We start from the raw sequence: 25,074 nt of genomic DNA, 5'->3' as shown, positions 1-25,074 counted from the left end.
CCATCGCCTGTTCACATGTAGGCTGAAGCGTGTCACGACGAACCTCACGGTAAGCTCTGCAATAAAAATGCCCGCCTTTCGTGGCCCATTTTACCCTTGATCTGATCGCTGGCCTTCCCGGCAAGACAAATATGAGACCTGCTATAGTTGTCGGGCACCCAGACATCGCGCTGCTTTGGCGAGTTTGGGACAAATTGGCGGGCGCCGAACACGATTGGCGATGTCTCGCGCCCTTTCAGCCTCGGCCAGGTTGCGTCCGCTCCTTAAGGAGTCAGCGTGCCACGCCCTTCGTCGCCAAGGCGCTTGCCGCCGCTCAGCGCTCCTGCCGCTCTCTCTCGCGCGGCGGACAAGATCCACCAATCATCAGTGCTCCACCTTTGCGTCCCGGCCGGGTCGCCGGCGAGTGGGCGAACGCCTGCTCGCGGGACGCTCGCGTCTGGCGACCATCAAGACCTAGGTCGTCCAGTCATAACGTGCGTTCGGCGCCGCTCGCCCGCGCATCTTGGCTATCTCCTGCGCGAGGGCATCAGCCGGGACGGGGAGAAGGCCCGGCTATTCGGCCCCGACGCCGACGAGGCCGATCTCAAGTCGTTCGGGGAGCGCTGCCAAAGGTTCAGGGGGCGTACATCTTGGTCAACCACTTAGAGAGCTGTTAAGGCAAACCAGTGACGCATCCCCAGGAGCTACTGTTCGTGCGCCCGCAACGGGCGAGCACGAATGTGGCCTACGGTTCTTCGCCAACGGACGCTTGGAGGAAGCGGACATTTCAGCGGCGACCTCGCCACCGCGCGCACGAATTACGACGATTTTCCTTATTCAGGACACCAGTGAATCTCTTTCCAACGCCCTGACACGAGTGCCATCTGCATGACGCAGAGCGTCGATAGCAGCCGGGACAAAGTTGGCGGTTCGTATTGCCTCACCTGAGGACGTAGCGTTCCGCTTGACCGATGTAGCTCCGGCTGTCACTCGGATGTTGTATCATGGCGCGCAGGGTTCGAGGCACTGGGGACTTCGCGGACTACCCACTACACGCAGCGGCGGCCGCAGTCCCCGGATCACCGGCACCGCCGCACCTTTAGCCGTGCTCGGGATGATCGTCTCGGCTGGTTTGCGTCTCAGCGATTTCGTTATCTCAGGTGAACACTTCGCTCCGCGCTTGCCGGACTCTCACGTAGGTCTCGCTCTCGTCTGTTCTCGCGCTCGCGCGACTATCGTGGCCATTCTGGTTAGCGGCCCCGAGCATAGGCTCGAAGCGTCAGCCAGAACGACGGGTCGAGGGCAGAGGTCGAAATGCACATGTTCGGTGCAAGACTGAGTCTGGTCGCGGTCCGCATCACCTGGACCTCCTAACCAGCTTTACGCTCAGGTGAACGCAATGCACGACGCAGACCCGCGCGCCGACTGCGAGGCCAGGCGGAATGAGACTTGGCCCGGAGATGATCGCATCAGAGGGGGCAGATGCGGCCGCGGGTTTGTCTCCTTTTTCGACCTTTGTCAGCTTCTCGAAAGCCAGCCTCTTTAACATTCGAACTTGGCCTCTCGATGACGAAGCCACCCATCTCTGAATTCGTGACGAACTTCAGCTCATTCCCTGGGGGCAGATCTTCAAGAGGCCTTTGTTCTTATAACAGAAAGGAGAGCTTTATGGATCCGAACCCGATCGATAATGCCCGTTCACCGGAATCGCCAACGGCGCACATCTGGACACAGGAAGATCATGATTTGTTCAGTCAGATCATGAATGAAGCTGGACCATCATCACCTGCCGCACCTGAGGAAGCGGTAGATGTCTCATTCGCCGCTCCACAGAGATTTTCACACGGTTCGCAAATCGCCCCTGACGCCATGGTTGAGAGGCTATTCCACCACGGTCTCTTGCCGGACTCGGACCAGCCGACGATGACCTATGAAATCCAAGGTCACCGCTACACGGCCGGTTTGGATGAGTCCAATCGCGTTCGTCTTGTTCATAACCCCGCGGAGGACCAAGTGGTTGGGGCCGGCCGGGCGGGAGTACCGGACTTCGGAGCCTTCTTTGCGGAGAAATGGCGCTACGGAATGCCGCTAGGACAGCAATGGGCCACACCTGCCCTAATGGACAAGCTGCGCGAAGAAGGTTTCATGCCGACCGCAGATAACCCCGCCACAATCCTACTTAACAATCGGGCCTACAAAGCCGAATTAGTGGAAGGAGGGTTCGTTAGGCTTACAAGGGTATGAGACGCAACCCGACGGTGAAGCGATCGCGCCGGACTGGAGGCCTGCGATCACTTCGGTTGTCCTTACCTGGAGAGACATTCGCCGCTTAACAGTGGACTGTTCGCGCCGCCAGTGGGTACGCATCATTGGACCCCCTGGCAGCCCACGAGATGCACGGTCATCCTTGCCATTTCATCTGCGTGGTGCCGGCCTGTCATCCGGCCTGCCATATTGCGCCCGTATTGCCTCCCCTGCCGGTGTGACTTTCGCTTAAACGATGTAGCTCCCGCTGTGGGCCAGTCCGAGATTCCACGATGGCGCGCAGAATCGGAGGGACTGGAGACGTCGCGGAATGCCCATTACACGCGGCCAGCGTCGCAGCTTTGCGCCGTGCGGGATGATCGTTTCGGCTGATTTGCGTCGGAGCCATCCCAACAAGCGCTGCACGATGGTGTGCTGCGGGCCGAACTGTTTGGGGCGTTGCTCAGCGAGGCGACCGAGAATTGCCAGCGCCCTCAGACGGGGCTCGGCCGCCAACCAGCGCTCGACGTCGGCTGGATTCGCGCAAATTGGGCAGCGAAACCGGTGACCGTGGAGGGCTTACTCGGAAACGGCGTAGGCCCTGCCTGTGCGAGCGTCAATAACTCGCGGACGCGGAGGTATTCTCAAGGAGCTGGCAGCAAAGGTCGCGTAACCGAGAACGACGGTCGCAAGTGGCTTTGCGTGGCAGTGCAATCGCGTGAGCGGTATTTATCGGATGGAAATCCTATCAGTTGGCACTACCAGATCTGGGCGTTTTGCAAGCAGCACCTGAACCGTAGGATTACGACACAGATCGCATGCAGCTTCGAAACGCGGAAAAGAATGCCATGGCGAACATCAATCTTAATTCCGAATCTCTTGCAGGTGCACGCGCCGGACAGCGGGCCATCACCGCCCTAAAAGTCATTGAACGGAGAGCGCTGGCCCCGAGACGCCGAGGTTTCCAGATGATACGCGGAATGAACCCGATGGCGCGGATGGTCGCAGCAACGAGGCGCGCACTCGCCATGTACGATCTCGACCGGTGCTGCGCAATCTGGTGGCTCTATTGTCTCCATTTCGGATTCACCGGCGACGTGATGTTGGGGCTCGCCGCGGTCTCGGTTGCCCACGAGAGATCCCGCTGCGGAATTTAGAAATCGTGCATCGAGCGCATCCCAGCCCGATGGCGCGCGCAATCGACTTTGAATCGAGTTCGTCCGGAGCAGGCAGCGGCGTCAGCAAGCCCGTCTTTGCTCATTCTCGGCGGACGATGGTATCTCCCCGGGGATGAATCTGAGCGATCACCTACGCCCTCAGTCTACCCTATCAGTCCAAGGCCGATTTCTCGTTAATACCCACCAGGCATTTCGTGTGAACAGCCCTCAAGGCAAAGCCGGTGCGTTAGCCTCTCGATCTCCTGGCTAACATCATTGGCAGCCTCGATAGGCGGCGCTGCGTTCCATCTATTGCTGACCCGCCTATATTGCTCAGTCGTGCGATGCTGTATTTCTCTCACATCCCAGAGCCTACAATTTCGTGTGCAATCATGATCTGGCCCGCTTTTCGTCATCCGCAGGATTCCCCGGTTTAGGCTTACTGGAATTCTACAAATGCACTCCGACAATCGACCGATATGCGGAGTGCGACGAACATGGCAGTACAATATGCACGGCAGAGGGATGGGCGGGGCGCAAAGCACCGAATTCGCAATTTGACTCCACAGGAGACCTGCCCTCTAACGGGGCGGAGTATCTACGATGGTGTGGTCCTCAACCGACAATGTCTCACTGATCAGCAGCCTGAACCGTCCGGGTGATCCTGAAGTCGTGACGACTGACAGCACAGAGAGCATGTCTGAGTGGTTGCAGGAATTTCCGTGGCGGATTGAGGGGTGTTGATACCCCATTATTATTGACCGACTGCGCAAAAGGCCTGTCAGCTTGCGGTAAGCTATGACAGATACAGAGCCCTTGGGGTTAACGGGATGTGACAGGGACAGCGTTATCGCTCCAGATCGATCGGCGCCGAGTCACTTTTCCGCTAGTCTCAACGGCAGTGCGGATGTGGTAGGGACTAGTTGGCCTGGCTTCAGCCCCCGGGTTGGTTAGCACCGAGCCGCGCCCGCACTGTTTCTACATCTTGCCCCGACCAATCCCGCTGCTATCTCCGACAAGCTTCGCAGGTACTCTGGCGAAGGTCGGTACATCACCTGAAAAGGTGAGGGCCACGTACTTCCATTCTGCCGCGACGCGCGCAATGAGTGGCGTTGGACACTACATACCGCCACGAGAGCCGCCTGAGTCGCGAGTTCGGCCGCAAGCGCTTCGGCGATGAAGGCTATGCCATGGAAAAGTTGGTCGCAGAGCTTGGCGCGGCCTTCCTGTCCGCCGATTGGGCCTGATACCGGAGGTGAGGGAGGGGCACGCCTCCTATATGCCCTCTTAGATCAAGGTGCTGAAGAACGACAAACGCGCGATCTTCAAACTTCGTCCAGCGGGCGGCGGACTTCCTGTATCGGTTTCAGGCCAAAAATTCCGCCGCGGCCTGAGCCGCGGCGGAAATAATCGATCTGGACCTCGTCATTTTAACTCCAAATAGCTTGGATCTCCAATGGACTCTGGACGAAGTTGTTGACTGAGCGTCATCCTACTTACAGCGAGGCGGATTTTTCGCCCGGGTTTCAGATAGATAATTCGCTGCGGCTGCAAGTATTTTGATTGGCGACGGCTGACGCCGATCCGCTTGGCCAGTGTCGCCTGGTCTAGCTTGAGGCGTTCCTGTCTCGAATTGCGATCAGCGCAAGATCAAACTCGCCATGAAAGTCGGGGGTGAATACAAGCTCGCGCAATGAGCCCCCGTCGGCGAAAAGGATTACCCTCTCCTTGGCGAATAGCCGATGAGAGAGCGAATGAACGAGGAACGAATCGCGGAAGGCAGATTTGCGAGAACGATTCGGATCAACCGTGGCTTGGCACCCGTGCGTGCACCTGCGGCGCCGCCGGTATGCCGTTTTGCAACCCGAGCAATGACCAGTCGGTGGGCAGAACAAGACCCGTCGCATCTATCGCGAATTGGGCCTGCAATTGCGTAACAAGTCGCCGAAGCGGAGGGTCAAGGCCAAGCTGCGCGATGACCGCAGGCCAGCGACGCGCGCCAACGAGACCTGGGCGATGGACTTTGTTCATGACCAGCTGGCAAATGGTGGCAAGCTCCGGGTGCTCACGATTATCGATATCTTCTCCCGCTTCTCGCCCGCCCTGGAGCCGCGGCTCACTTTCCGCGGCACCGATGTTGTGGAGGTGTTGGAAAGGGTTTGCAACGAAGTGGGCTTCCCGGCGACAATCCGCGTCGACCAAGGCAGCGAGTTCGTGTCGCGTGACGTCGACCTCTGGGCCTACCAACGCAGCGTCACGCTGGACTTCTCACGCCCGGGCAAACCGACCGACAACGCCTTTATCGAAGCGTTCAATGGCCGCTTCCGGGTCGAATGCCTCAATGCCCATTGGTTCCTGTCGCTTGCGGACGCCCGGGAAAAGGTGGAGACTTGGCGCAGATACTACAACGAGGAGCGGCCCCATGGAGCCATCGGCAATCGGCCGCCGATTTTGCTGCAAAATCACGCCGGCGCCACCAGCCCGCCAACGTGATAAGAGCGCAAAACTCTAGTTCTGGGTGGTCCAAAGTCCGGTCTCGCTACAAAACCCGAGACTCTAACTGCCGCTGGATGAAAATGCAGTGGCAGGTCACCCGAACTTGACATATTCTGTGCAAGAAATGAATGGGCGGCTCAATCTTCACTTCGCGGTTTCCGGAAATGGCCGGGGCGCTTTACGGCGATCGTCTGGGCCCGAGGGTAATATCGCCTTTGTACCGCTTGATTATTCCTAATCTAAAGGGTCCTGGCTGTGCTGAAAGCATTTTTAAGCGCGACGGTATTTTTTAGCAGCATTGTCAGCGCTACCGCGATTGAGGAGCGACTACCGCAGCCGCTGCAAACAGGCGTGGCAGGACGGCAAAATCAGTGAAGTCATTGGGACTACGGTGTTACGACCTGTCCCGCCCTTGTCATCAAGCTGTTCTGGCTCGCATCCGTGTACGGATCGTGATGATCATTTCGTGAATAGATCCGGTAGGGCGCAGCCGTTCGCTAGGGGCGTCTTGTGGATCACGATCCTGATGTACGGCTTAGCTACCGGATTGGGAAACGCGAACAAATCTGTCGAGCCTTCGACGAACATGTTTGCTCCGACCGGCGTGAGGGACGGCAGATGATCTTCAAGATAATCCAGATGAGCTCGATTTGGAAGCAAGCCCGTCCGACGGATAGAACGTGTAGCGCCCGCTCAAATCGGGCGCGATAATCTCAGCCGCTACAAAGTACGTCTCGACCCCGTGAACATCCTGGGTAGCACCCGACGCGACTGCAGCATCTTTAAGCTGCTTCCATTTTCCGCGACCAGGAATCAGTTCAGTCTCTCAGGTAATTGAGCATACTATTGCAGGCGTCCTCGGCCTCAGCCAAGCTCTGCAGGGGCGAGCCGAGCACCCTGATCGCGCCACGGCTCTGGTCAAGCGGACGCCACGAAGCGACGTAGCCGAACCTTCCGCGGAAGCCAGGACCGGTCGGGCTCTGCAAGCTTATAACGAACGAGTAGCCGCCGCTGCGCGCACTCCAAATTTCCATGTTTTCGACAGCGCGGTGGAACTGCAGGGGCATCACGCACCGTTCGCCTGGGCAACTCGAGAATGAAATTCTTCCGGCGGACTCACTGGCGTACAAAATCCGAAACTCTAACCGCTGCCCGATGAAAGCGCAGTAACAGGTGAGCTGGTCTGCCAGGCGAAGCTGTCGTCTAAGTCCTCTTCAATCACCCCGGCCGTGCATAACTGATCGAGCAGGTCGGCTACTGCGAGCACGCTCGTTCCGTCAGTCGTGACCTGCCTAACCAGCTCCGACGCTGTGCAGTTGCCATAGGCGATTAGATGGCCAACGGAAGTCGGAGCGATGTCGTCCAGCACCCGGTGTTCCATGTTGCGGGACCGGAGATGAAAGCATCGGTTCCCAGCCTCGTATTGCAAGTCCCTGCGGAAGCGGATCGGCAATTTGGGAGCTGGACTCTCGAGCACATGCTGGTCGATCATGCGCTGCAGCCCCTCGCGGAACTCGTCAGACCTCCTAAAGAAGCGTTCACTCAAGACGCGGTAGCCAAGAGGCCAGCGTTCGCTACCGGGCACCGGCGTCACCAATTGTAAACGTCCCTGCAGCATATTCACGAGAAAGCCGGAAACACAGGCGATGGTCGTGTGATCGCTCTCCAGCAAGGCGATTGCATCATCTTTGTTGGCAGCCCTAAGTTTCTCGCTCCGCGCGCGCGCCCGGCAAAAGCCTTTGCAGTCAGCGCCTCCTTGCCCTGCAGGACGAGTTCGACACCGATCAGCTCCTCAGGCGAAAACGCCATGTGAATCTGGTCGAGATGTGTTGTGCTCAGCACGGAGAAACGGTTCGTCACGGTGCGATAGCGCTGGAACAGTTCGAGCACGCGCGTGGTGAGTGCGCGATCCCTGAGCGGGGCCGCCGTCGTTGTTTGTGGCAATGCGCCCGTGATCTGATAATAGTCGAATAGAAAGCGGTCGTAATGGGGGTTGTCCATAGGCTCTGTGGCCCAGTAGCAGAAACCAGTACGGGCTGCCGAACCAAACATCTCGCTCGCAATACCGACCGCGGCGCGCCAAAGCGCTGCATGCTCTTCGCTATATTCGTAATAGCCTTTGAAGCGGTCGGCCGAGAGGCCGCAGAACCAGCAACCGATGGTGCAGCCGTCGCTCAGCTCGAAAGCGATGATGGGGTACGTGACCGAGGCCGCCGTTCCGCCCAATTCGTCGTTGCAGCGCCGGATTTGGCGCTCACGCCAGGCATGAAAGCGAGGGTTGATCGTCGACATTTCGCCCTCTTCGCGCAGGAGGTCGCGATCGCGCAACATGTCGCAGATAAACTCGTCCCACATCATAGCCAGGGGCCAGGGCGTAGACTCCGGCTTGAAGCGGTATTTCAGGTAGCCGCCGCGCCAGAGAGGAAGCATCTTCATTGGGGCAACTTCGATGCCGTAGCGCTCTGTTACCGCTCGAGGAGAATGAACGTTCTCCGAAAGCGCCCTGCGGAACTCCAAGTCACCGGCCAGCCGCTCCATGAAGCGCTTGACGTGTGACAACGTGCGCAGTTGCTCGGGGGTACGCCGGTCAAAAATCCGTCGGCAGTGTTCGGTCGCAGTGTGCGTCATAAGGTACGGGTACGCCCTGAAGCCGCATCTCTAGGCCTGAAAGCAATGATCTCACTCCTGACGAGGCGTGCTTTCAGTTCTGTTCGCACCGGATCGTTTCCTTCAGGACGAGCCAATGCGATCAGAGTGAAAATACGTCAGGCCGCGACAGCGACAAAAACTACAATAAGCAAAACGACAGCGACTAGGTCACGGCCCGCTTCCGCGGCTTGCACGGCGTCGTAGGTGCCTCCGACGTGGAACTAGCCAACGCAGTGGTATGCACAATCCTCCTCAAGCCTACACCGCTCAAATCCTGCTTGCCGCCGACAATCGCGTCGAGCTGCATCAACGCATGTCGGCGTGGCACTCGGATGCTGCTCCTAACCTCATCAAGCGTGAAATCGTAGCCGTGGCTCTTTCCGATCGCGAAGACCTGTAGCACTCTGCTTAACGTTTTCGAGCAGACTACCCTCTTTCGCTAGATTCTTGACCGTTCTACCTCAGCCTGCGACATAGCCCGGCCTCTGCTAAATGTTTCTACCTAGCCGTCGCCTTGGAAGCGATCGGTGATGACACAGCAATCCGCATGCCAAACTGACATCGCTGCTTTTGCGCTTTGTCTGAGCGTGCGTATCGTCAACTTTCCGACATTGGTCTCGAACATAACAAGCGCTCAGTCGAGCGGGATGAAAGCTCGTTGTGGGTAGCTAACCCAGCAGCAAGCGGTTACCATCGACAAAAGCTCGGTCAGAACCGTGCTCAGCAGCGTCTGCTTGCGGATTAGAAACGGCGCGCATTCCGTCCAATACGCCCGGTTCTGCGAGAGGCTGGAGGTGAAATCCCGCCGGCCTTTTCACCACACCATCCGTATCCCGGCGAAGGGCAAGGTACAACCGGGCGGTTCTGCGCTTGTGTGCGGTGGCCGGCCACCGGGCCTGCGCCGGCGGCGGCAGTCTAGTACGCCTCGAGCAACCGACGAGGCGAGCATCTCCAGAAGAAGCTGGCCGCGTTCGCCGGCATGCTGTACGCCGGTGCTACAGCGGGTTCGAACCGCTGTTCGACCCGCAGAAGAAGGTGCGGCCGATTACACTGGCGTTTTGCATTGCCCATGCGCGGCGGGGCTTCTTCGAGCTGGCTGACATGGAGAAGAATGAAGTAGGCGGGCAAGTACAGACTTCAACAAACCCGGTCATCGCGACCGGGAAATTGGTCTTAGAGCATGCGTGTGCCCACAGCATGATAATGCATTGGTAGTCTGTTCAGTTGAAGGATCGTCCTCAGAGAGTGGGTGGTGCGCGCCAAATTTGTATTCGCTCGGCCTCATATTCGAGAAGGCCGCAACAGGCTGCGCAACGTGCTGTCGACCGTACCGAACTAGTGTTGTGGGCGGGCAGCTTTGCTACCCTGGCTATGTCGCGTGTCAATCCGTTAGGTGGTCGGCTGGCGAGTTGTTCAAATGACGAATTCACATTCGTTGACTGCATCCCCACAGCGGCAGGAAGTCGCAGTGCATCACCGTCTCTCTCAGGAGCTCTACCTGCCATCGATGAGTCGAGGCAATATCACATGGCTCCGGGCCGCGCCGCCCCGTTTTCCGAGGTGCAGCCAACGCCATCGACTCCGATCGCTTCGATGCGACAGCATCGGGTCTGCGAACTAACGCGCGCCACCGCGTAACTACCGCATAAGAGTGCTGTCAATTGTCGCTACCAGATCTGGGTGTTGGGGGAAGCAGTACTTGCCTCGTAAGGTTACGGAAAGGCCGGATACGCATATGCGTGTTCCCATCAAGCTTCGAGACGCGCAATGCCATGGCAAACATGAATCTAAGCTTCCAATCCTTTGCCGACGCATGCGCGCGACAGCCGACCGTCACCGATCAAGAACTCACCAAATTTAGAGCACTGGTCCCGAGACGTTCAGGTTTTCAGACGAGACGTGTCATGAAGCCAATAGCGCGGGTCGCAGCAGCAATAAACCGCGCTCGGGCACTCTCCGATCTCGACCGGTGCTGCGCAATCTGGTGGCTCTATCGCCTCCATTTCGGCATCAACCGCGACGTGATGTTCGGCCTTGCCGCGGTCACGATCGCTCAGGAGAGGTCCCGCTGCGGCATTTAGGCCTCGTGACATCGGTCACCGTTCATGCGAGCGCTGGCACTGCCCCACCAAACCTGCCACCACGTTGTGTTGGCTGGCGGACAAAAAATCTCAGTCTAACGCCAAACGTCTCAAGTCTCCCCCAGGCCACTAAGGTCGCAATCACATCTAGTACCGCGGACTGCCCGGGGGGCACAAATGGCGCCTGGAAATACGCTGAGCAGACCGCACAAGCCGAACTAGTGCTCGCCGTTAGCAGCATCAGCAGGATGAGATTTGTGGCGTGGATGATGCTGCTCATGCAGCCCAACATCATCAATTGACGGGCCCGAATAGCTGAGCGGAGAGCGCAAAATCGGAGTGCTTGATTGGTAAAGTCTGCCGATCGGGAGCAAGGACGCGACGCTCGCATTTCACCAGATGATCTTAAGCGGAAAGGAATTTGCCGCGCCCGAAACCGCAAAGGTCGTGGAAAATGGTCGAGTAGCTCATCAAGCAAGTCTGGCGAGCGCATTGCGATGGATTAATCCTCACGCAGAGGGCCCGTGGGCAGGCTGCGTCTCTGTCGATCGAAGTCTCTGTGAGCCATTCGTCGCTGCGGACGGCCAGCCGTTCAACCGTTCGCCGCCCGGAAAATGTGCCCTCGGCGCCTATCCACACCAGTTTGGGCGATGACACGACGCCTCAATTTCCAGCTCGCGTTGTCATCGTCATAAATAAATCTCCGTTGACTAACGGCCAAATAAGCGGAGCTATTCGGATTTAGGTGACGAGGTGATCGGGCGCTTTGTTTGCCGGTGCCAGCACTTGGATGACCTCAAGGCCGTGCTTGGGACTGCTGCTGCGAGCTTCGATAACTCGTTGGAATGTTGAGGCGCCGCCGGGTCCCTGTGGCGACGATCACCGGCTTGAACACCATCGGTCTGGCGGTGGTTACGGTAAGAAGCCTTTCGTCCGTACAAGCTGTATCGCCGGGGTGGCCTACACGCTCTCGATGGGTTGGTGGTGCCGGCTCAAGTGCCGCGAAATCGGACAATTACGCTAATCACAAGCCGTAACGAGCCTGTGGGCGCGTCGATCGCGAGTGCCATGCAGACGATGGCAGGTCCACTACAAGAGTGGGTAGGTGCCAAAGTGGACGCGGGGTCCTAGCGTCCTCCTGTTCCTCTGCCGATCATCGAGCCAGAAGCGAACAGCGAGAAGGTCATACGGACAAAACCGACGTGCGGAATCAGGGTGGCTGCGCATGTCACCTCGATGACGAGCTCCGGCGTTCCGATTTGGGCGCCGAAGAAGGCGACGAATGGCGGGGCGCGTGCCTACGGAAAATCAATCAGGCAAGAAGCAGTCTATGGAACGTCAACCGGTTGACGCGGTCACGGCGATCGATCGGCTTGCAGATTCGGATCCGGAGAGAGTTGCGCTGAGGCACGGCGCAGACGAACTCACATATGAGGCGCTACGATCAAGATCGGATGCCCTTGCAAGGACCTTACGAGAGCAGGGTGCTCGCGGCGCGGTTGTCGGCTATTGGGGAGGGCGGGACCTCGACTGGGCGACGGCGGTCATCGCAATTTTGAAAGCTGGATCAACGTACCTACCGCTCGATCCATCGCTGCCGGCTTCCCGTACATCATTCATGATCGAGCAGAGCCGCTGCGCTTTGTTGATGGGCCGAGACCGGCCGGATTCGCTCAGCCTATTCCAGAAGAGCAGCAAAGCAGCTCCGCAATTCGTAGCTATAGAGGCGGCTCTGCGCCGGGTGCAGACCTCGTCTGTTGTGCCATCCCCGAACGCGGATGGACTTGCCTATATTCTGTTTACGTCTGGTTCGACGGGCCAGCCTAAGGGCGCAATGATCGAGCGCGACGGCCTAAACAATCATTTGGCGGCAAAGATCGATGCCCTAAGTCTCACTCGGACGGATTGCGTCGCGCAAACGGCATCGCACTGCTTTGACATCTCGCTTTGGCAGCTTCTTTCTGGGCTTTGCGTCGGAGCCTCTACATCAATCATCGATGATTCGACACTGAGATCGCCCTCATCGCTCCTTCAAGCAATTCAACGATGCGGCGCTACGATCGTCCAACTCGTTCCGTCGATGCTGGCAGTGTTTGTTGAATATCTGCAATCGCTTGCCGCGGCAGAGCGAGCCATGGACGGCTTGCGGATTATTTCTACGGTCGGAGAACCTTTAACGCCCGGATTGGCGCGTGCGTGGCTTGCCTTGTATCCCCACGTTTCCATTCTCAATCATTACGGGCCGACCGAGTGCGCCGACGGCGTGACGCATCATCTGGTTTCCGTTCCGCCTGCGCTGGCTGAGCCTTATGTGCCGATCGGCAGGCCAATTCAAAACGTTGAGGTTTATGTCGCGGACGGACCACGGCTCTGCAGTGTAGGAGAAGTCGGCGAAATCTGTGTTAGCGGCGTCGGTGTCGCTGCCGGTTACGTCAATGACCATGTCCGCACCAAGAATGCGTTTGGGCCGAACCCGTTCTCAAACGACCCGTCGTTCGGGCGCCTATACCGGACAGGTGATCTTGGGCGCGTTCGTTCCGACGGGCTTCTGGAATGTCTCGGTCGACGGGATCGTCAGGTTAAAATTCGCGGGCACAGAATCGAGCTGGGAGAAATCGAAGCTCGTTTGTCCGCTCATCCCTCGGTGCATGGCGCCGTCGCAGTCGCATCTGTCTGCGCAGGTGTAAAGCTTACGGCGCGAGATATAGCTGGGTCGGAGGCGCAAGCCGAATCGCGGCGTCTGGTCGCGTATGTGTCGGCTCCAGCTGAACTGGCGGAAAGCGATCTTCGGAAGTTTCTTGCTGAGGCACTCCCCAGCTACATGCTTCCGGAAAGAATCGTCCATGTGGACGATATTCCACTGACCAGGAACGGAAAGGTCGATTTTGCAGCGTTGCCTGACCCGGCCAGTGTTCGGCCGTTATTGTCAACGCCCTTCGCGGAGCCGCAATCAGACCTCGAAGTCCGGCTACGTCAAATCTGGTCCGGCATTTTGCGCATCGAGAACATAGGTGTAAATGACCAATTCATAAGCCTTGGCGGAGACTCGCTCCGCGCAATGCTTATATTGGGACAGTTGCAGACCTTGCTAGGAGTGAGAGCGGATTTCAGACTGGTCCTGAATGGCACAATTCGATCTCTTGCCGCTTCGATCGAGGGGCGCACTGAGCTCAATCCGTGTACGGCTTTGACATGCCGAAAGCTAAACCGATCACCTCTGACGCACCTCCAGGAGCACCTTTGGTTTTTGGCGCAGCTCGATCCATCTGCCAGGAACTACATCATTCAAGGCGGGCTGCGCATTAAGGGAAACATCAGTTTAGCTCGGTTCAATCGCGCCTGGACCGAGGTCATTCATTCCCACCAGGCACTTTCGGCGCGCTTTATCGACAAAGACGGTCCGGTTCAATGCTTTGATGCTCCGCCATGCACCAATCTTGAATTGATCGATGTATCTCATCTCACCTCCTCCGAGGCTGAGGAGCTCATCGCACAGTTTCGGCGAACGGAGCTGAAAGACAATTTCGATCTCGGACAGGGCCACTTGTTTCGCGCGCGCATGGTCCGGCTTGGTCCTGACAATCATCTCATATTGATCACCGCTCATGAAATCATCGTCGATGCCTGGTCCATCTCTGTGCTGCTCAGAGATCTTCAGCAAAGGTACGTAGATGCCGTGGCGTTTTGCCCAGAGAACCGTGCGTCACTCTCGGGCTACGCGGCGTGGGAAAAACGACACGTTTCTCCAGAGGCGCTGGAGAGCCAACGTCACTATTGGCGTCGTCAGATTGGTGATGATCCGCCGGTGCTTTCGCTTGGAACGGGACGAGCGCGCCCGCAGACAAATTCATACCGCGGCGCCTCGCATCCAGTGCTGCTTGGCGGCGATCTTTCCAGTCGTGTAAGAGAATTTGCGCGCCGAAACAGCTGCACCACGTCGACAACACTGCTGGCGTGCTTCAAGCTGCTGCTACGAATGTATAGCGGTCAGGACGACATTGTCGTCGGCATACCACACGCTGTACGGGATCAACCTGGCAGCGCCGACATCGTCGGCTTTTTCCTGAATATGCTACCGATCCGTGCCGCGATCGATGCCGGTCAGTCCTTTTCTGCTCATGCCACGCGCATCCAGGGCCTGGTCAGCGATGCCATCGCAAATTCGGCCTATCCATTCGGATGGATGGTCAGGGATACAAGGTTATGTCGCGAACCGGGGCGATCACCGATCTTCCAGGTCATGTTCAACATGTACTCCGAAGCCGCCGAACCCGTTGGTCGGGACGAGTTGGATCTGACATTCCGCGAATACGACACAGGCTATGTCAAATTCGACTTAACACTGTACGCGCAAGATGACGGCGACGAGATTGCGCTCCAGCTCGCGTATGCGGAAGACATAATCTCGAGTGATCTGGCTGTCCGCATGGCCAACAATCTGCGGTGTCTGATTGCCGCCTGCGTTGACGAACCGCTTGCGCCCATTGAGGAGCTGAGCTGCCTCAGCGCGTCAGACGTCACTCTACTGAACTCACTGGAGGGATCCAGGCAGCCATATGAGTGTGAATGTCTGCTTGTAGAAGCCTTCGAGCAGATCAGTGTCTCCAATCACAGCAAGGTAGCATATTTTGGCGAGTTCGGGGAAGTCACATTCAGCCAGCTGCGTGAGCGCGTAGCAGCTATCAGGTCCTTCCTGCTGGATTTGGACGTGGGCGCTGGCGATATGGTCGCCATGCTTGTCGACCGGTCGCCTGACGTTGCCGCTGTTATGCTGGCGGCGCGAGCTTTGCACTCTATCGTCGTGCCGATACCGCCAGATTATCCCCCTGATCGGATCCAACATATCCTGCGAGATAGTCAGGCAAAGGTGTTGGTTCACGCAAATACCACGGAGACTGGCTTTGACATACCTTCGATTTCTCTATTGACGTTAGACAGGTGCAGGGCGCTGACGGATAATTTCGAATCCAGCGACTCACCCTCAGATCACCAAATTGCGAATCTTATATACACGTCGTCCTCAACAGGGCGGGCGAAGGGGGTTCTTATTCCGGAATCGGCCATTCTCAATCGGCTGAACTGGATGTGGCGACGCTTTCCCTTCAATAGTACCGACGTGATGGTTGTCCAGAAGTCCGCTTCCCTTGTTGCGTCCGCTTGGGAGTATTTTGGTGGGCTTCTGAGAGGTGTACCCACGCTGATCCTCACCCAAGGGCAGGTGCTAGATCCGGATCTGTTGTTGTGCAGTTTGGCAAAACATCGTGTGACACGCTTTTTTGCCTCTCCGCCACTCCTGTCCGGTATCATTGGGTCCCAGGAACGGCAACCGCAAAGGACCGCCTTGAGATTGGTCACAAGCAGCGCCGAACCGATGCCTTCCTCGCTGCCTGCTCGCTGGCGCGGGTCTTTTCCGGGCGTGCCCTTGTGGAACTTCTATGGTGCGACGGAATGTGCGTCCAATGCAGCCGTGCACGAAACATCGGATGCGGATGGCAACTCGGCGCTTATCCCAGTGGGACGGCCAATCGACAACGTAAAACTCTACGTGCTCGATGCACGATTGAAGAGAGTGCCTGTTGGAGCCTCCGGCGAACTGTGCATCGCGGGCCGCTGTCTGAGCGCTGGGTATTGGCAGGATCAAGATCGGACTGACCGCTGTTTCCTGCCGAATCCGTATGATGGCGGACAATACGATGTGCTTTATCGAAGTGGGGACATCGCACGCATCTCAATCAGCGGCCTTCTCGAGATTTGCGGCCGATCGGACAACCAGATCAAGGTGAGGGGCTTTCGCATCGAGCCGGAGGAGGTCGAAGTTGCCCTTGAGTCTCATCCGGCAATCGCAAAGGCCGCGGTCTTCGCAGAAGGCATCGATGAGGATCGCCGCTTGACGGCGAGCCTGGAGCCCGCTCGGGAGAATCTAAGCTCTCGAGAGATTCTCGCCCACCTGCGCAACAGATTGCCATCTCCCATGGTTCCCACAGCCTTCAGATTGGTTGACAGTGTTCCCCTGACGACAAGCGGAAAGATAGACCGTGCTCGCCTTTCCTCCGTTCCTTACCGCGAGATAGAAACTAGTCCATCTGCTGAGCCCCGCACCAGGAACGAGCGGGTTCTTGCTCGGATCTGGGAGGATCTATTAGGCGCCGAGGGGGTGGGAATCGACAGCAGTTTCTTTGATATCGGCGGCGATTCTCTTCTGAGCGTACGTTGCGTCACGCTGGCGCGCAAAGCCGGGCTGAATCTCACTGTCAACCTGCTCTATCGAACACCGACCATCAGGGAGTTGGCGGCCGGGGAAGCGGAGGCGGCACCCCACAACGCGGCTTCCGCGGACGGCCTACTGCCTGTGCCCCCCGTAATATCGTTTTGGAATTCTCTTGTCGGCTTTGACGAGCATTTTAACCTAGGCGATCTGTTCTTCTTGCGCGGCGGCATCCTGGACATCAAGATCCTGGACCGCGCTCTGGCCCATGTCATCGAGAGGCACGAAGGCCTCAGGCTCCGCGTTGCCCGAACCCAAGATGGACTACGGCTGGGGATTGGCCCTTGTCCGGCCGAGCGCATCGTGGAGGAGATCGATCTCGTCCGGATGACCGGCCCAGACCAGCGCAGGACAATCGAGAGCGTCTCGGCAAGACGTCAACACATGTTTCGGTTTGACGGCCACACGCCTCTTGTTCACGTCGTGGCCTTCCGTGCTTCGGAAAGCGGCGATTATTATCTGCTGGTACTGGTGCATCATTTCGTAGTGGATGGGATGGGCTATCGGCTATTCCTGGAAGCATTGGAGGACGCATACAACGCTCTTGCTGCAGGCCATGATGTGAATGGTGCCGAGGCCGTACAAAGGCTCTCTCCCTGGTTGAAGCGGCTCGAGCACTACGCGAACAGCGAAGCACCAGACGAACTCAAGCACTGGGAAGGCATTGACTACGATCAATTCAACTTCCGTGTCAGCGACGCGTCATCGGGCCGCACGAGTGTTGCCGAAGGAAGCGCGAGAGAGCTTCACGATGCAAGTCTTAAAGGTCGTCGCGAGGATGCGGATGGCCGTTCGCTTCGGGTAGATCGGGCCAAGTATCATCTTGAGATCGACCGGGAAGGGACAGCGAGTCTCCTCAGTATTGGAGCCAGATCAGCGAATTGTCAGGACTTTGATGTGTTTCTTGCTGCCCTGTCGGGTGCGTTTGGCGCCCTGTTCGGAAACTATTCGCTCTGGATTGATAGCCTGACCTCGACACGAGGCCGGCTGTTTGACGATTTCGATTCATCTCAGATCATTGGTCTTCTCAGCGAGCTCGTTCCGCTTTCACTGAATGTCACAGGAAGGGAGTCGCGTTCCGACCGTGCTCGTTTGATATACCGGCAGCGCAATGCGCTGCCGCGCGGGGGAATAGGCTTTCGGGCCCTGAAATTCCTAAACCGAGATCCAGCCATGCGGCGTCGGCTCGATCGCCTGCCACTGCCCAGAATTGGGGTGAATTATCGCGCCCGCTTGCAGCGCCATTTCCCACGCCGTTTTCTAGACACAGAACCTTCTCCACTTTGGATCGGCGAACACATGCATCAAGCGGCGGCGATCCACGTCTTCTGGTTCGATGTCGGATATCAATCGGGCGATCTACAGATTGACACCACGTATGATCCGAGCATGGTCGATTATGAGGTGACCCGCCATCTTTGCACGGTCTTGCAACAGGAGCTGTTGCAGACGATCAATGAAATTCGGAAGATCTCGGGACACCTTCATCCATGAATGAGCCCGATGCGGAATTCGCCGCCGAGGCCGATCACGATGTGATGCCGAACAAGAACGCGCGCATCGATCTATCAGACCCCGGTCTGTTCAGACTTATCCTACGGCTCGCCATTCCGTCTGTTGTTGGCTTGTCGATCAACGCGTTGCAGCAGGTCGTCAACGCAATCTTTGTTGGCGCACTCGGCGCGCCGGCGATCGCAGCCGTCAGCATGACCTTGCCGATCGTGGTCCTGCTCGCGGCGGCCGGACAGGGGATAGGAGTTGGAGCAGCGTCGTTCATATCTCGTCATCTTGGTGCTGGTGAGTACCTAGAGGCGAGTCGAGGCGCCAGTACTGCTCTCGCGCTCGCCGCGCCAGTCGGCATCACGGTCACAGTCGCTCTGTTTCTAAACATGCGAGAGATCTTCCTAGCGCTCGGCGCAACTCCAACCATCATGCCCCTGGCGCTCGACTACGCGACCACACTTTTGTTCGGATGCACCCTGATGCTTCTGAATATCGTCAACGGCTTCATCGTCCGAGCCGAAGGCGATACACGATTTAGCATGTGGACGATGATGACCGCCTTCATACTGAACGCTGGCCTTGATCCAGTGCTCATATCCGTGCTGGACCTCGGTGTGCGAGGCGCCGCTCTCGCAACGCTTGTGTCTCAGACTGCGGCTATTAGCCTCTATATCGCGTATTTTACCAAGCGACGCGGAATGGTCGTCGTCAGGATGTCTCACATCTCGTTGCGAGCAGATCGCATCAGACAGATAGCGTTCGTGGGGGCGCCAGCGACCATGACCAGCATCTTATCTGCTATTACTGTCGTGCTCTTGTACGGAGCAGCTGCGCCCTTCGGCGAAGAGTCCATCGCGGCCGTGGGAATAGCCGTGCGACTCTTAACGATTGGCGCACTGCTTATCAGCGGTTTCTGTATGGGGTCTCAAGCTATCCTGGGTTTTGGCTGGGGCGCACGCGATTTTGCTCGCGTACTGAGGGCTGCAAAGGTCATGCTCTCTATCACGGTTGCGCTTTCCTTTGCGTATTCCGCGACCGTTATGGTTTTTGTCCGTCCTTTGGTCGGGCTGTTCAGCGATAGCGATAGCGTCAGGGAAATTGCCGTTTCTGCCTGCACCGTCTTCCATCTCTTTTTTGGACTGTATGGTATTGAGACTGTCGTCACGGCGATGCTTCAATCGCTCGGGAGAGCGCGTCTCAGCGCGGTTGTGTGTTTCGCGAGACATTATCTCTTCATTCCGGCTGTACTGTTCTTCCCTGCCATCTCTGGCTTCAGCGGAGTATTGGCCAGTCAAGCCATCGCGGAGCTAGGCGCCGGGATGATTGCACTGTTTATCATGCGCCGTCAGTTCGTTGAGCTCAGGCGATGCGGCCGACACGTTCAGCCTGGAATCGAAAGTGCTCTTTGATCTGATCATCGGAGCCGGCATTTAAGCCTGCATGGCCGGCGACGGGATGGCTCCAAAATTAAGTGTGATGTGCAAAGCGAGTCGCTATGTATCGGTCTATATCGCTGCGATCGCGATGAAGGCAAAGCCGTCGAACGTCGTGCGCGGGTGGCGCAGCGCGGCGAGGTCGACGTCGCGCCTAGTCTTGGCGAGCACTCGAGCTCAAGCCAAGGATAAGAGAGACCGATCATGAGGAAGCTACATCCGTGGCTGAAATCCGACCGCCCTTCAGTGTCGTGTCGCTCATAGTGAGGCAAGATAGGCAGCCGGAATTTGCGGCTTGCAGTCTGAGAACGCAAAGACGCCTTCGGAGCGATATTCCCGGCTGTGGGCGCTCTGTTTCGATTGTGTGTACTCAACTACCGCGAGGCCAAGCGGCATGCACGCCGTAAGGAAAATCTACGTCTCCGGGTAGAACGAAAGACACGGCATCACGGGGACGACCTGCATTCGTGCCGAGTGCAAATTTCGAAGATCGAGGGATTAAGTCCGTTGTTAAGCTCCGAGCCGAGAGGATTCGGCGGCGAAAACTCTAGCCAAAAATGGTCCAGTTTGACGGCCTCAGATCCCTTGAATCGTACGTAGCGTCAAGTTGTATCTCAGATGGGTGGGACGGCCCCCGACCACGCCAAGGCTATCCAACGAGCGAAAAGGATTGCGAATGTTTCAATTCTTAGACTCAGGCCGCAGGACTTCCGTGATCAGCGAAAGCAGGGCGGTTTGAACGGCACGCTCTTCTTTAGCGATGGTGGCGGTGTTGTTCACCCGATGCAGGCCCGTTCCCCTTCGGATGCACCTCGGAGCACCAACACGCCATTGCGCAAGTGGCGGCTTACGAATCGCCGATGCTGATCTCGTTACGAACGCGGCTGCGCGACGAGCGGAGCTGGAGCTCTCCACCGATCCAACAAACGACTAACATTTTGATGAACGAAATGGGAGCCATGATGACCGGCGAATCTATCCTGATTTTGGGCGGCGGACCGCGAGTGCGGACGCAATATCGTGAACAGCGAAACCAACATGTTGGCGCCGACGTCGGCACCAGTGGCAGCGACGCTGTTTCTTGGGCGGGTTGCACAATGGCAGAAATGCCGCTCGATCATCGCCTCTACCCGTTGCGACCGCCTATTCCGCTTTGGACATACCCACCTCCTACTCGGCAGCAGAGCTTCGTGGCCCTAGCGGACGGCCTGCCATGGCGGCCTATGCTAGCAGCCATTTCGCCGCGGACCGGACCGCGCATGGTTTCCGGGGCGGCATGAGCTATGCCAAGAGGTGAGGCTCCCTTGACCGCCTCAGTCAGGCCGCTTGAACGGGCGAGTAATCATGGCTTTTGAGACACAGCATCCAGTATTCCAGGCCTTGCGCGAGCGTCTATTACTGGGCCATTGGCTACCCGGCACAGCCTTGAAGCCTGCCGACATTGCCGATGAGCTTCGCGTCGGAATTTCGCCCGTACGAGAGGCTTTGATACGGCTGACTGAGCGCGATGTGGTGCAAAATGTCGACCACAAGGGGTTCAACGCCAGGCCGATCGACCCACATCAAGCCATCCTGTTCTGCAACATGCTGTCGCAAATGTATGTCGATAGCATCAGCGATTTCACCAAGGCGAAGCTGATTGATGAAGTGGCGGCAAGCTTCTGCGGTGAAATTAAGCCCATCTACGCAAGCAATGAGGATCCCGCCAAACTCTTCTTGAAAGCAGGCGAGTGCTATCGGCGCGCGTTGCTGGTCAAACAGCATCGCCACATTGCGGATCACGTCGCGGACGTCGTTTATGTCTACCTTTCACGCGCAATGGGAACACGTACGTACTACAGCGAGTTGCTTGTCGAAAGTCAAAGTATCAGTGCGTTGATGGTCGAAGGGCAGCACAAAGGCGCAGCCCGTGCCATCCAGGACTTTTTCAGGCGCCGGGTCACGGAAGTTATGCGAGCACAAGCGAGGCTCTCGCGGATGCCGACCACGACAAATCTAGCACGTAGTCACGTGGACTTATCACGCCCCGGCGATGCGTGATTGCTATGATCGTCGTGTCCGACGCGAGTTGCCGAAGTTCGTCGAAGATTCCGCGCTCGGTCTGCTCGTCCAACCCGGAACTGGCCTCGTCGAGGAGCAACAGCCGAGGCCTTGCGATGAGGGCACGGGCGATCGCAAGGCGCTGCCTCTCGCCGCCGCTTAGCAATTGGCCCCGCTCGCCGACGCGGTAGTCCAAACCGTCCCGCAAGGAGGTCACCTTATCAGCCAGATGGACGCATTCTAGGGCGTGGAACACGTCCGCATCGGGAAACGGGCGGCCCAGCAGAACGTTTTCGCGGATACTCAGATTCATCATCATAGGCTCTTGGGGCACGTAACCTACGTGCGCCAAGTAATCTTCCGGATCGATCGTGGCCAGGTCCAGAGAGCCAACGCGTACCAGGCCGCTGTAGCCTTGATGCATTTTTAGCAGGAGCTGCATAAGCGTCGATTTGCCAGCGCCCGAGCGTCCGATGATGAAGTTGATGACGCCGGGCTTGAACTCGCCCGTTATCCCAGAGAGAAGCGGCGAGGCGGCGCGCTCATAACCAAACGAAAGCGCGCTGATGGAAATGGCGAGTGAGCCCGATATCGGCATAGTACGCTTGAGCATAGCGGGTCGTGCCGCTGGGGCATGGGCATCAAGCAGCGCCTGCAGCGGCCGGGCCATGCCACGCGCAATGATGATGTCTCGAATTGACATGCCAATAAGCTCGAAGGGCCGGTTCAGTTGAACCAGGATCATGCTCACCATGACGAGCCCACCTATCTCGCCTGATCGGTCATAGAGCCACAGCGAAAGCCCCAAGATCGAGGCATACTGAACGAACAAGAGGGTCGCTTGCAAAGCGCCATAGCGCAACCGGGCGCCATAGAACGAGAGCCAGGCTCGGCGCGTGGCGGCGGCCTGGCGGTCATACAACTCAGCTATCCAGGGTTGAGCGCGGAACACCCTGATCGAAATGATGTTCTCGATTGCATTTCCTAAAACGTTCGAGCCCTCGTTACTTGAGGCCTGCGCCTCAGCCTGATACACCTTTGTAACTCTATTGCTCTTCCACGTTATCAACACGAGGACGGCGCCGTAGGCTAGAACGAACAGCGCCACAAACCAATTTGCTGCTCCACCGACGGCAAGGAACGAGAACGCAACATCGGCGACCCCGCCCATCAGCACCATCAAATAGAGCTGAATGTAGATCTTATTGGACTGGTGCCAACTCTCTACCATTGCCGAAATCTTGCTCGGATTGTTTTGAGCAAACAGCGAGCCCTCGGCGCTCACCAGAGCGGCCATGATCTTCTTGCTGGAGAGATTACGAACGTCCTGTTCCAGCCTGTTCGACAGAACCGCCTTGACCTCCTGCAAGCACCGAGCAAGTGCGGTCGTAACGGCAAACAGCAACAACAAACTGAGCGTAAGAAGCGGCGGCGCGCTGGCCAGCCGGGCGACGGCCCGTGAGAACAAGAGCGGCCCGGCGACCGTGCAGGCAGACGCTGCAATGGTCGTGAGCAAGAAGCCCGCGACAAGAACGCGGGAAGATTGCAGGCTCGTCTTGATGATGTCCCATTGGAGCGGGGGCAAGAGCGGCTTACCCCAGTTCATGAAGGTCCATCCAATCGGCAACAGCGCAGAGACGAACGAGTGCAAACGCTGCGTCGTATGACAAATTGTCGATAGCTGAACGGAGGAGATCGCGGGAGATCAAGCCTTGCCGATACAATGCACTACGCTCGACACGTGACACTAAGGCGCCATATTCGTACCGCATTAGCATGTCGCGCCCGGCACCTTTGCCAACCCGATAGTAGATCACGTCGGGCAAATGTTCCCGGAAGGCCTCGCGCTCAAGTGCACGATCAATTCCATTTGAGTGATGATGTCGGCGAGCCGTGACGAGACTTGCCTTGATGAGCGGCCAGAACACAAACGCCTTTCGCTCTTCTACCGCAATGTCTCGTAGTGCGATGCGATTGAGCTCCGCATGACGCATGCCGAAGAACTGAAACAGTCGCGTCGTCGGCAGGTGGCGTAGGGACCTGGCGCCTGGTACGAGCTCTGCACCGAAATCCGGCCGCACTGACGCGACAGGCGACTGCGGCCGATGATCACCGAGCATATGGCGGCGTAAGTCCCGGCCGCTCCGACCGGTGATCACCTCGCGAAGAACACGCCAGACAGACGTTCGAGCCTGAATCGCAAGGCCGGCGAGCTCGCGCAATGCATCTTGTGGCGATCGGGATTCGGCAAGCAGCTCTCTGGCCATCGTCAAGCGGCGCATTCTGAGAAATAGTTGATCGCCTCCGTCTCCTGTGAGCACCAGGCGCGATCCTGCGGCCTGCGCAGCCTCGTGAAGTTGAGCCGTTGTGGCGATCGTGGCCGCTAGCTTACAAGGCCGCGGCGTTGGAGCCAGCAATTCTGACGATAGATGGGTCATCGACGAGCGAGCATTCGTTTCGACATAGGTTGGCGCGCCGCCCACCTGCTCGGCTAGCGCGGCAAAAAAGAAGCGTTCGTCACCATTGACGTCCGTCTCTGAGTAGCTGTTCAGGAGGGAAAGGGGCCTGCCTCGATGGAGGTCGGCCGCAGCCAGCGCCACTACCGACGAATCAAGGCCCCCGGAACATTGAATACTGAAAGCACCGCCATAGTGGCGGGTTTTGTGAGCGACGCTCGCTGAGATCAATTGGCGAAAACTGGCCACGTCATCCTTGAAAGAGAACGTCGAGGTGTTGAGCCTGGCTACGGCGCCCGCCAGAAAATCGACTTGCCGAAAAGTCCCCCTTGAGACGATGAGCGCCGCGCCACTCAGTAGCTCAAAAATCCCACACAACCCTGTTTCCGGGGTCAACCAAGACGCGTTGCGTATCAGGCCAGTCAAATAGCCAAAGTTGAAGGCGTGGCGTTGCGCCAAGGCGGCATCTGGCAGCTTCAGTCCTGCCCAGCACTCAATCTCATCATTTCTGACCTGGTAGAAGATGGAGATCTCCGAGAAAGGTGGGCGTACGATCGCGATGCCACTTGGCGCGCGAACAATGAACGCCGCATCGCCAGCGTACCGCTCCTGCAGCAAGGCGACAATCTCCGGCAGAGACGTGTCTTTGAAGTGTGTTGGTTCCAATTCAGTCGGCATGCCGGTCTCGGCGTCAACAATATCGTTGAGCACCGTGATTTCCACGCGGCCGTCTACAATGATGGTGGCAAGCTCCTTCGCTGAATCCAAGAG

10 protein-coding genes and 3 pseudogenes are annotated in these 25,074 nt (G+C 57.7%); 9 read left to right on the top strand and 4 right to left on the bottom strand.

Annotation, left to right across the window (positions count from 1 at the left end; genetic code table 11):
- Nucleotides 1-1,647 precede the first annotated feature (1,647 nt).
- The 4 genes and pseudogenes from I6F36_RS33275 to I6F36_RS33260 all read left to right on the top strand — a co-directional run.
- On the top strand, nucleotides 1,648-2,223 hold the full coding sequence (locus I6F36_RS33275; RefSeq protein ID WP_225144525.1) for a hypothetical protein: 576 nt from the start codon (nucleotides 1,648-1,650) through the stop codon (nucleotides 2,221-2,223).
- 848 nt (nucleotides 2,224-3,071) lie between these two features.
- Nucleotides 3,072-3,380 (top strand): hypothetical protein, encoded by a 309-nt coding sequence (locus I6F36_RS33270; protein ID WP_225144526.1) that lies wholly within the window; start codon nucleotides 3,072-3,074, stop codon nucleotides 3,378-3,380.
- Between the two features lie 1,127 nt (nucleotides 3,381-4,507).
- Nucleotides 4,508-4,774, top strand: a pseudogene (locus tag I6F36_RS33265) (zincin-like metallopeptidase domain-containing protein); the annotation flags it as partial.
- Nucleotides 4,775-5,273: 499 nt separating this feature from the next.
- Nucleotides 5,274-5,873, top strand: a pseudogene (locus I6F36_RS33260) (IS3 family transposase); the annotation flags it as partial.
- A gap of 1,144 nt (nucleotides 5,874-7,017) precedes the next feature.
- Here I6F36_RS33260 and I6F36_RS33250 read toward each other — a convergent pair.
- The gene (locus I6F36_RS33250) at nucleotides 7,018-7,548 is read right to left on the bottom strand and encodes a hypothetical protein (protein ID WP_225144527.1); all 531 of its coding nucleotides are present in this window, start codon (nucleotides 7,546-7,548) and stop codon (nucleotides 7,018-7,020) included.
- On the bottom strand, nucleotides 7,497-8,504 hold the full coding sequence (locus tag I6F36_RS33245) for a radical SAM family RiPP maturation amino acid epimerase (protein WP_225144528.1): 1,008 nt from the start codon (nucleotides 8,502-8,504) through the stop codon (nucleotides 7,497-7,499). The genes I6F36_RS33250 and I6F36_RS33245 overlap by 52 nt, the downstream gene beginning before the upstream one ends.
- Nucleotides 8,505-9,417: 913 nt before the next feature.
- Here I6F36_RS33245 and I6F36_RS33240 point away from each other — a divergent pair.
- From I6F36_RS33240 to I6F36_RS33220, 5 genes and pseudogenes are all read left to right on the top strand, one after another.
- A pseudogene (locus tag I6F36_RS33240) lies at nucleotides 9,418-9,638 on the top strand (transposase); the annotation flags it as partial.
- A gap of 791 nt (nucleotides 9,639-10,429) precedes the next feature.
- Entirely contained in the window at nucleotides 10,430-10,606 is a 177-nt protein-coding gene (locus I6F36_RS33235) for a hypothetical protein (RefSeq protein WP_225172930.1), read from the top strand.
- 1,282 nt (nucleotides 10,607-11,888) lie between these two features.
- On the top strand, nucleotides 11,889-18,365 hold the full coding sequence (locus tag I6F36_RS33230; protein ID WP_225172929.1) for a non-ribosomal peptide synthetase: 6,477 nt from the start codon (nucleotides 11,889-11,891) through the stop codon (nucleotides 18,363-18,365).
- Nucleotides 18,362-19,783: an MATE family efflux transporter gene (locus I6F36_RS33225; RefSeq protein ID WP_225144529.1), complete on the top strand. Its 1,422-nt coding sequence runs from the start codon at nucleotides 18,362-18,364 to the stop codon at nucleotides 19,781-19,783. The genes I6F36_RS33230 and I6F36_RS33225 overlap by 4 nt, the downstream gene beginning before the upstream one ends.
- Before the next feature lie 1,368 nt (nucleotides 19,784-21,151).
- A complete protein-coding gene (locus tag I6F36_RS33220; protein WP_225131377.1) occupies nucleotides 21,152-21,847 on the top strand; it encodes a GntR family transcriptional regulator in 696 nt (231 codons plus the stop codon).
- On the opposite strand, the gene I6F36_RS33215 is transcribed toward I6F36_RS33220, so the two are convergent.
- Nucleotides 21,756-23,453, bottom strand: a complete 1,698-nt coding sequence (locus I6F36_RS33215) for an ABC transporter ATP-binding protein (RefSeq protein WP_225144530.1) — start codon at nucleotides 23,451-23,453, stop codon at nucleotides 21,756-21,758. The genes I6F36_RS33220 and I6F36_RS33215 overlap by 92 nt on opposite strands.
- Nucleotides 23,440-25,071 (bottom strand): asparagine synthase-related protein, encoded by a 1,632-nt coding sequence (locus tag I6F36_RS33210; protein WP_225144531.1) that lies wholly within the window; start codon nucleotides 25,069-25,071, stop codon nucleotides 23,440-23,442. Before I6F36_RS33210 ends, I6F36_RS33215 begins: the two co-directional genes overlap by 14 nt.
- Nucleotides 25,072-25,074 lie beyond the last annotated feature (3 nt).

The sequence above is a fragment of the Bradyrhizobium sp. BRP19 genome, assembly GCF_020194195.1.
GTDB lineage: Bacteria > Pseudomonadota > Alphaproteobacteria > Rhizobiales > Xanthobacteraceae > Bradyrhizobium > Bradyrhizobium yuanmingense.
Note: the sequence above shows the minus strand (reverse complement) of the source record. Positions and strands in the feature narration are given on the sequence as shown.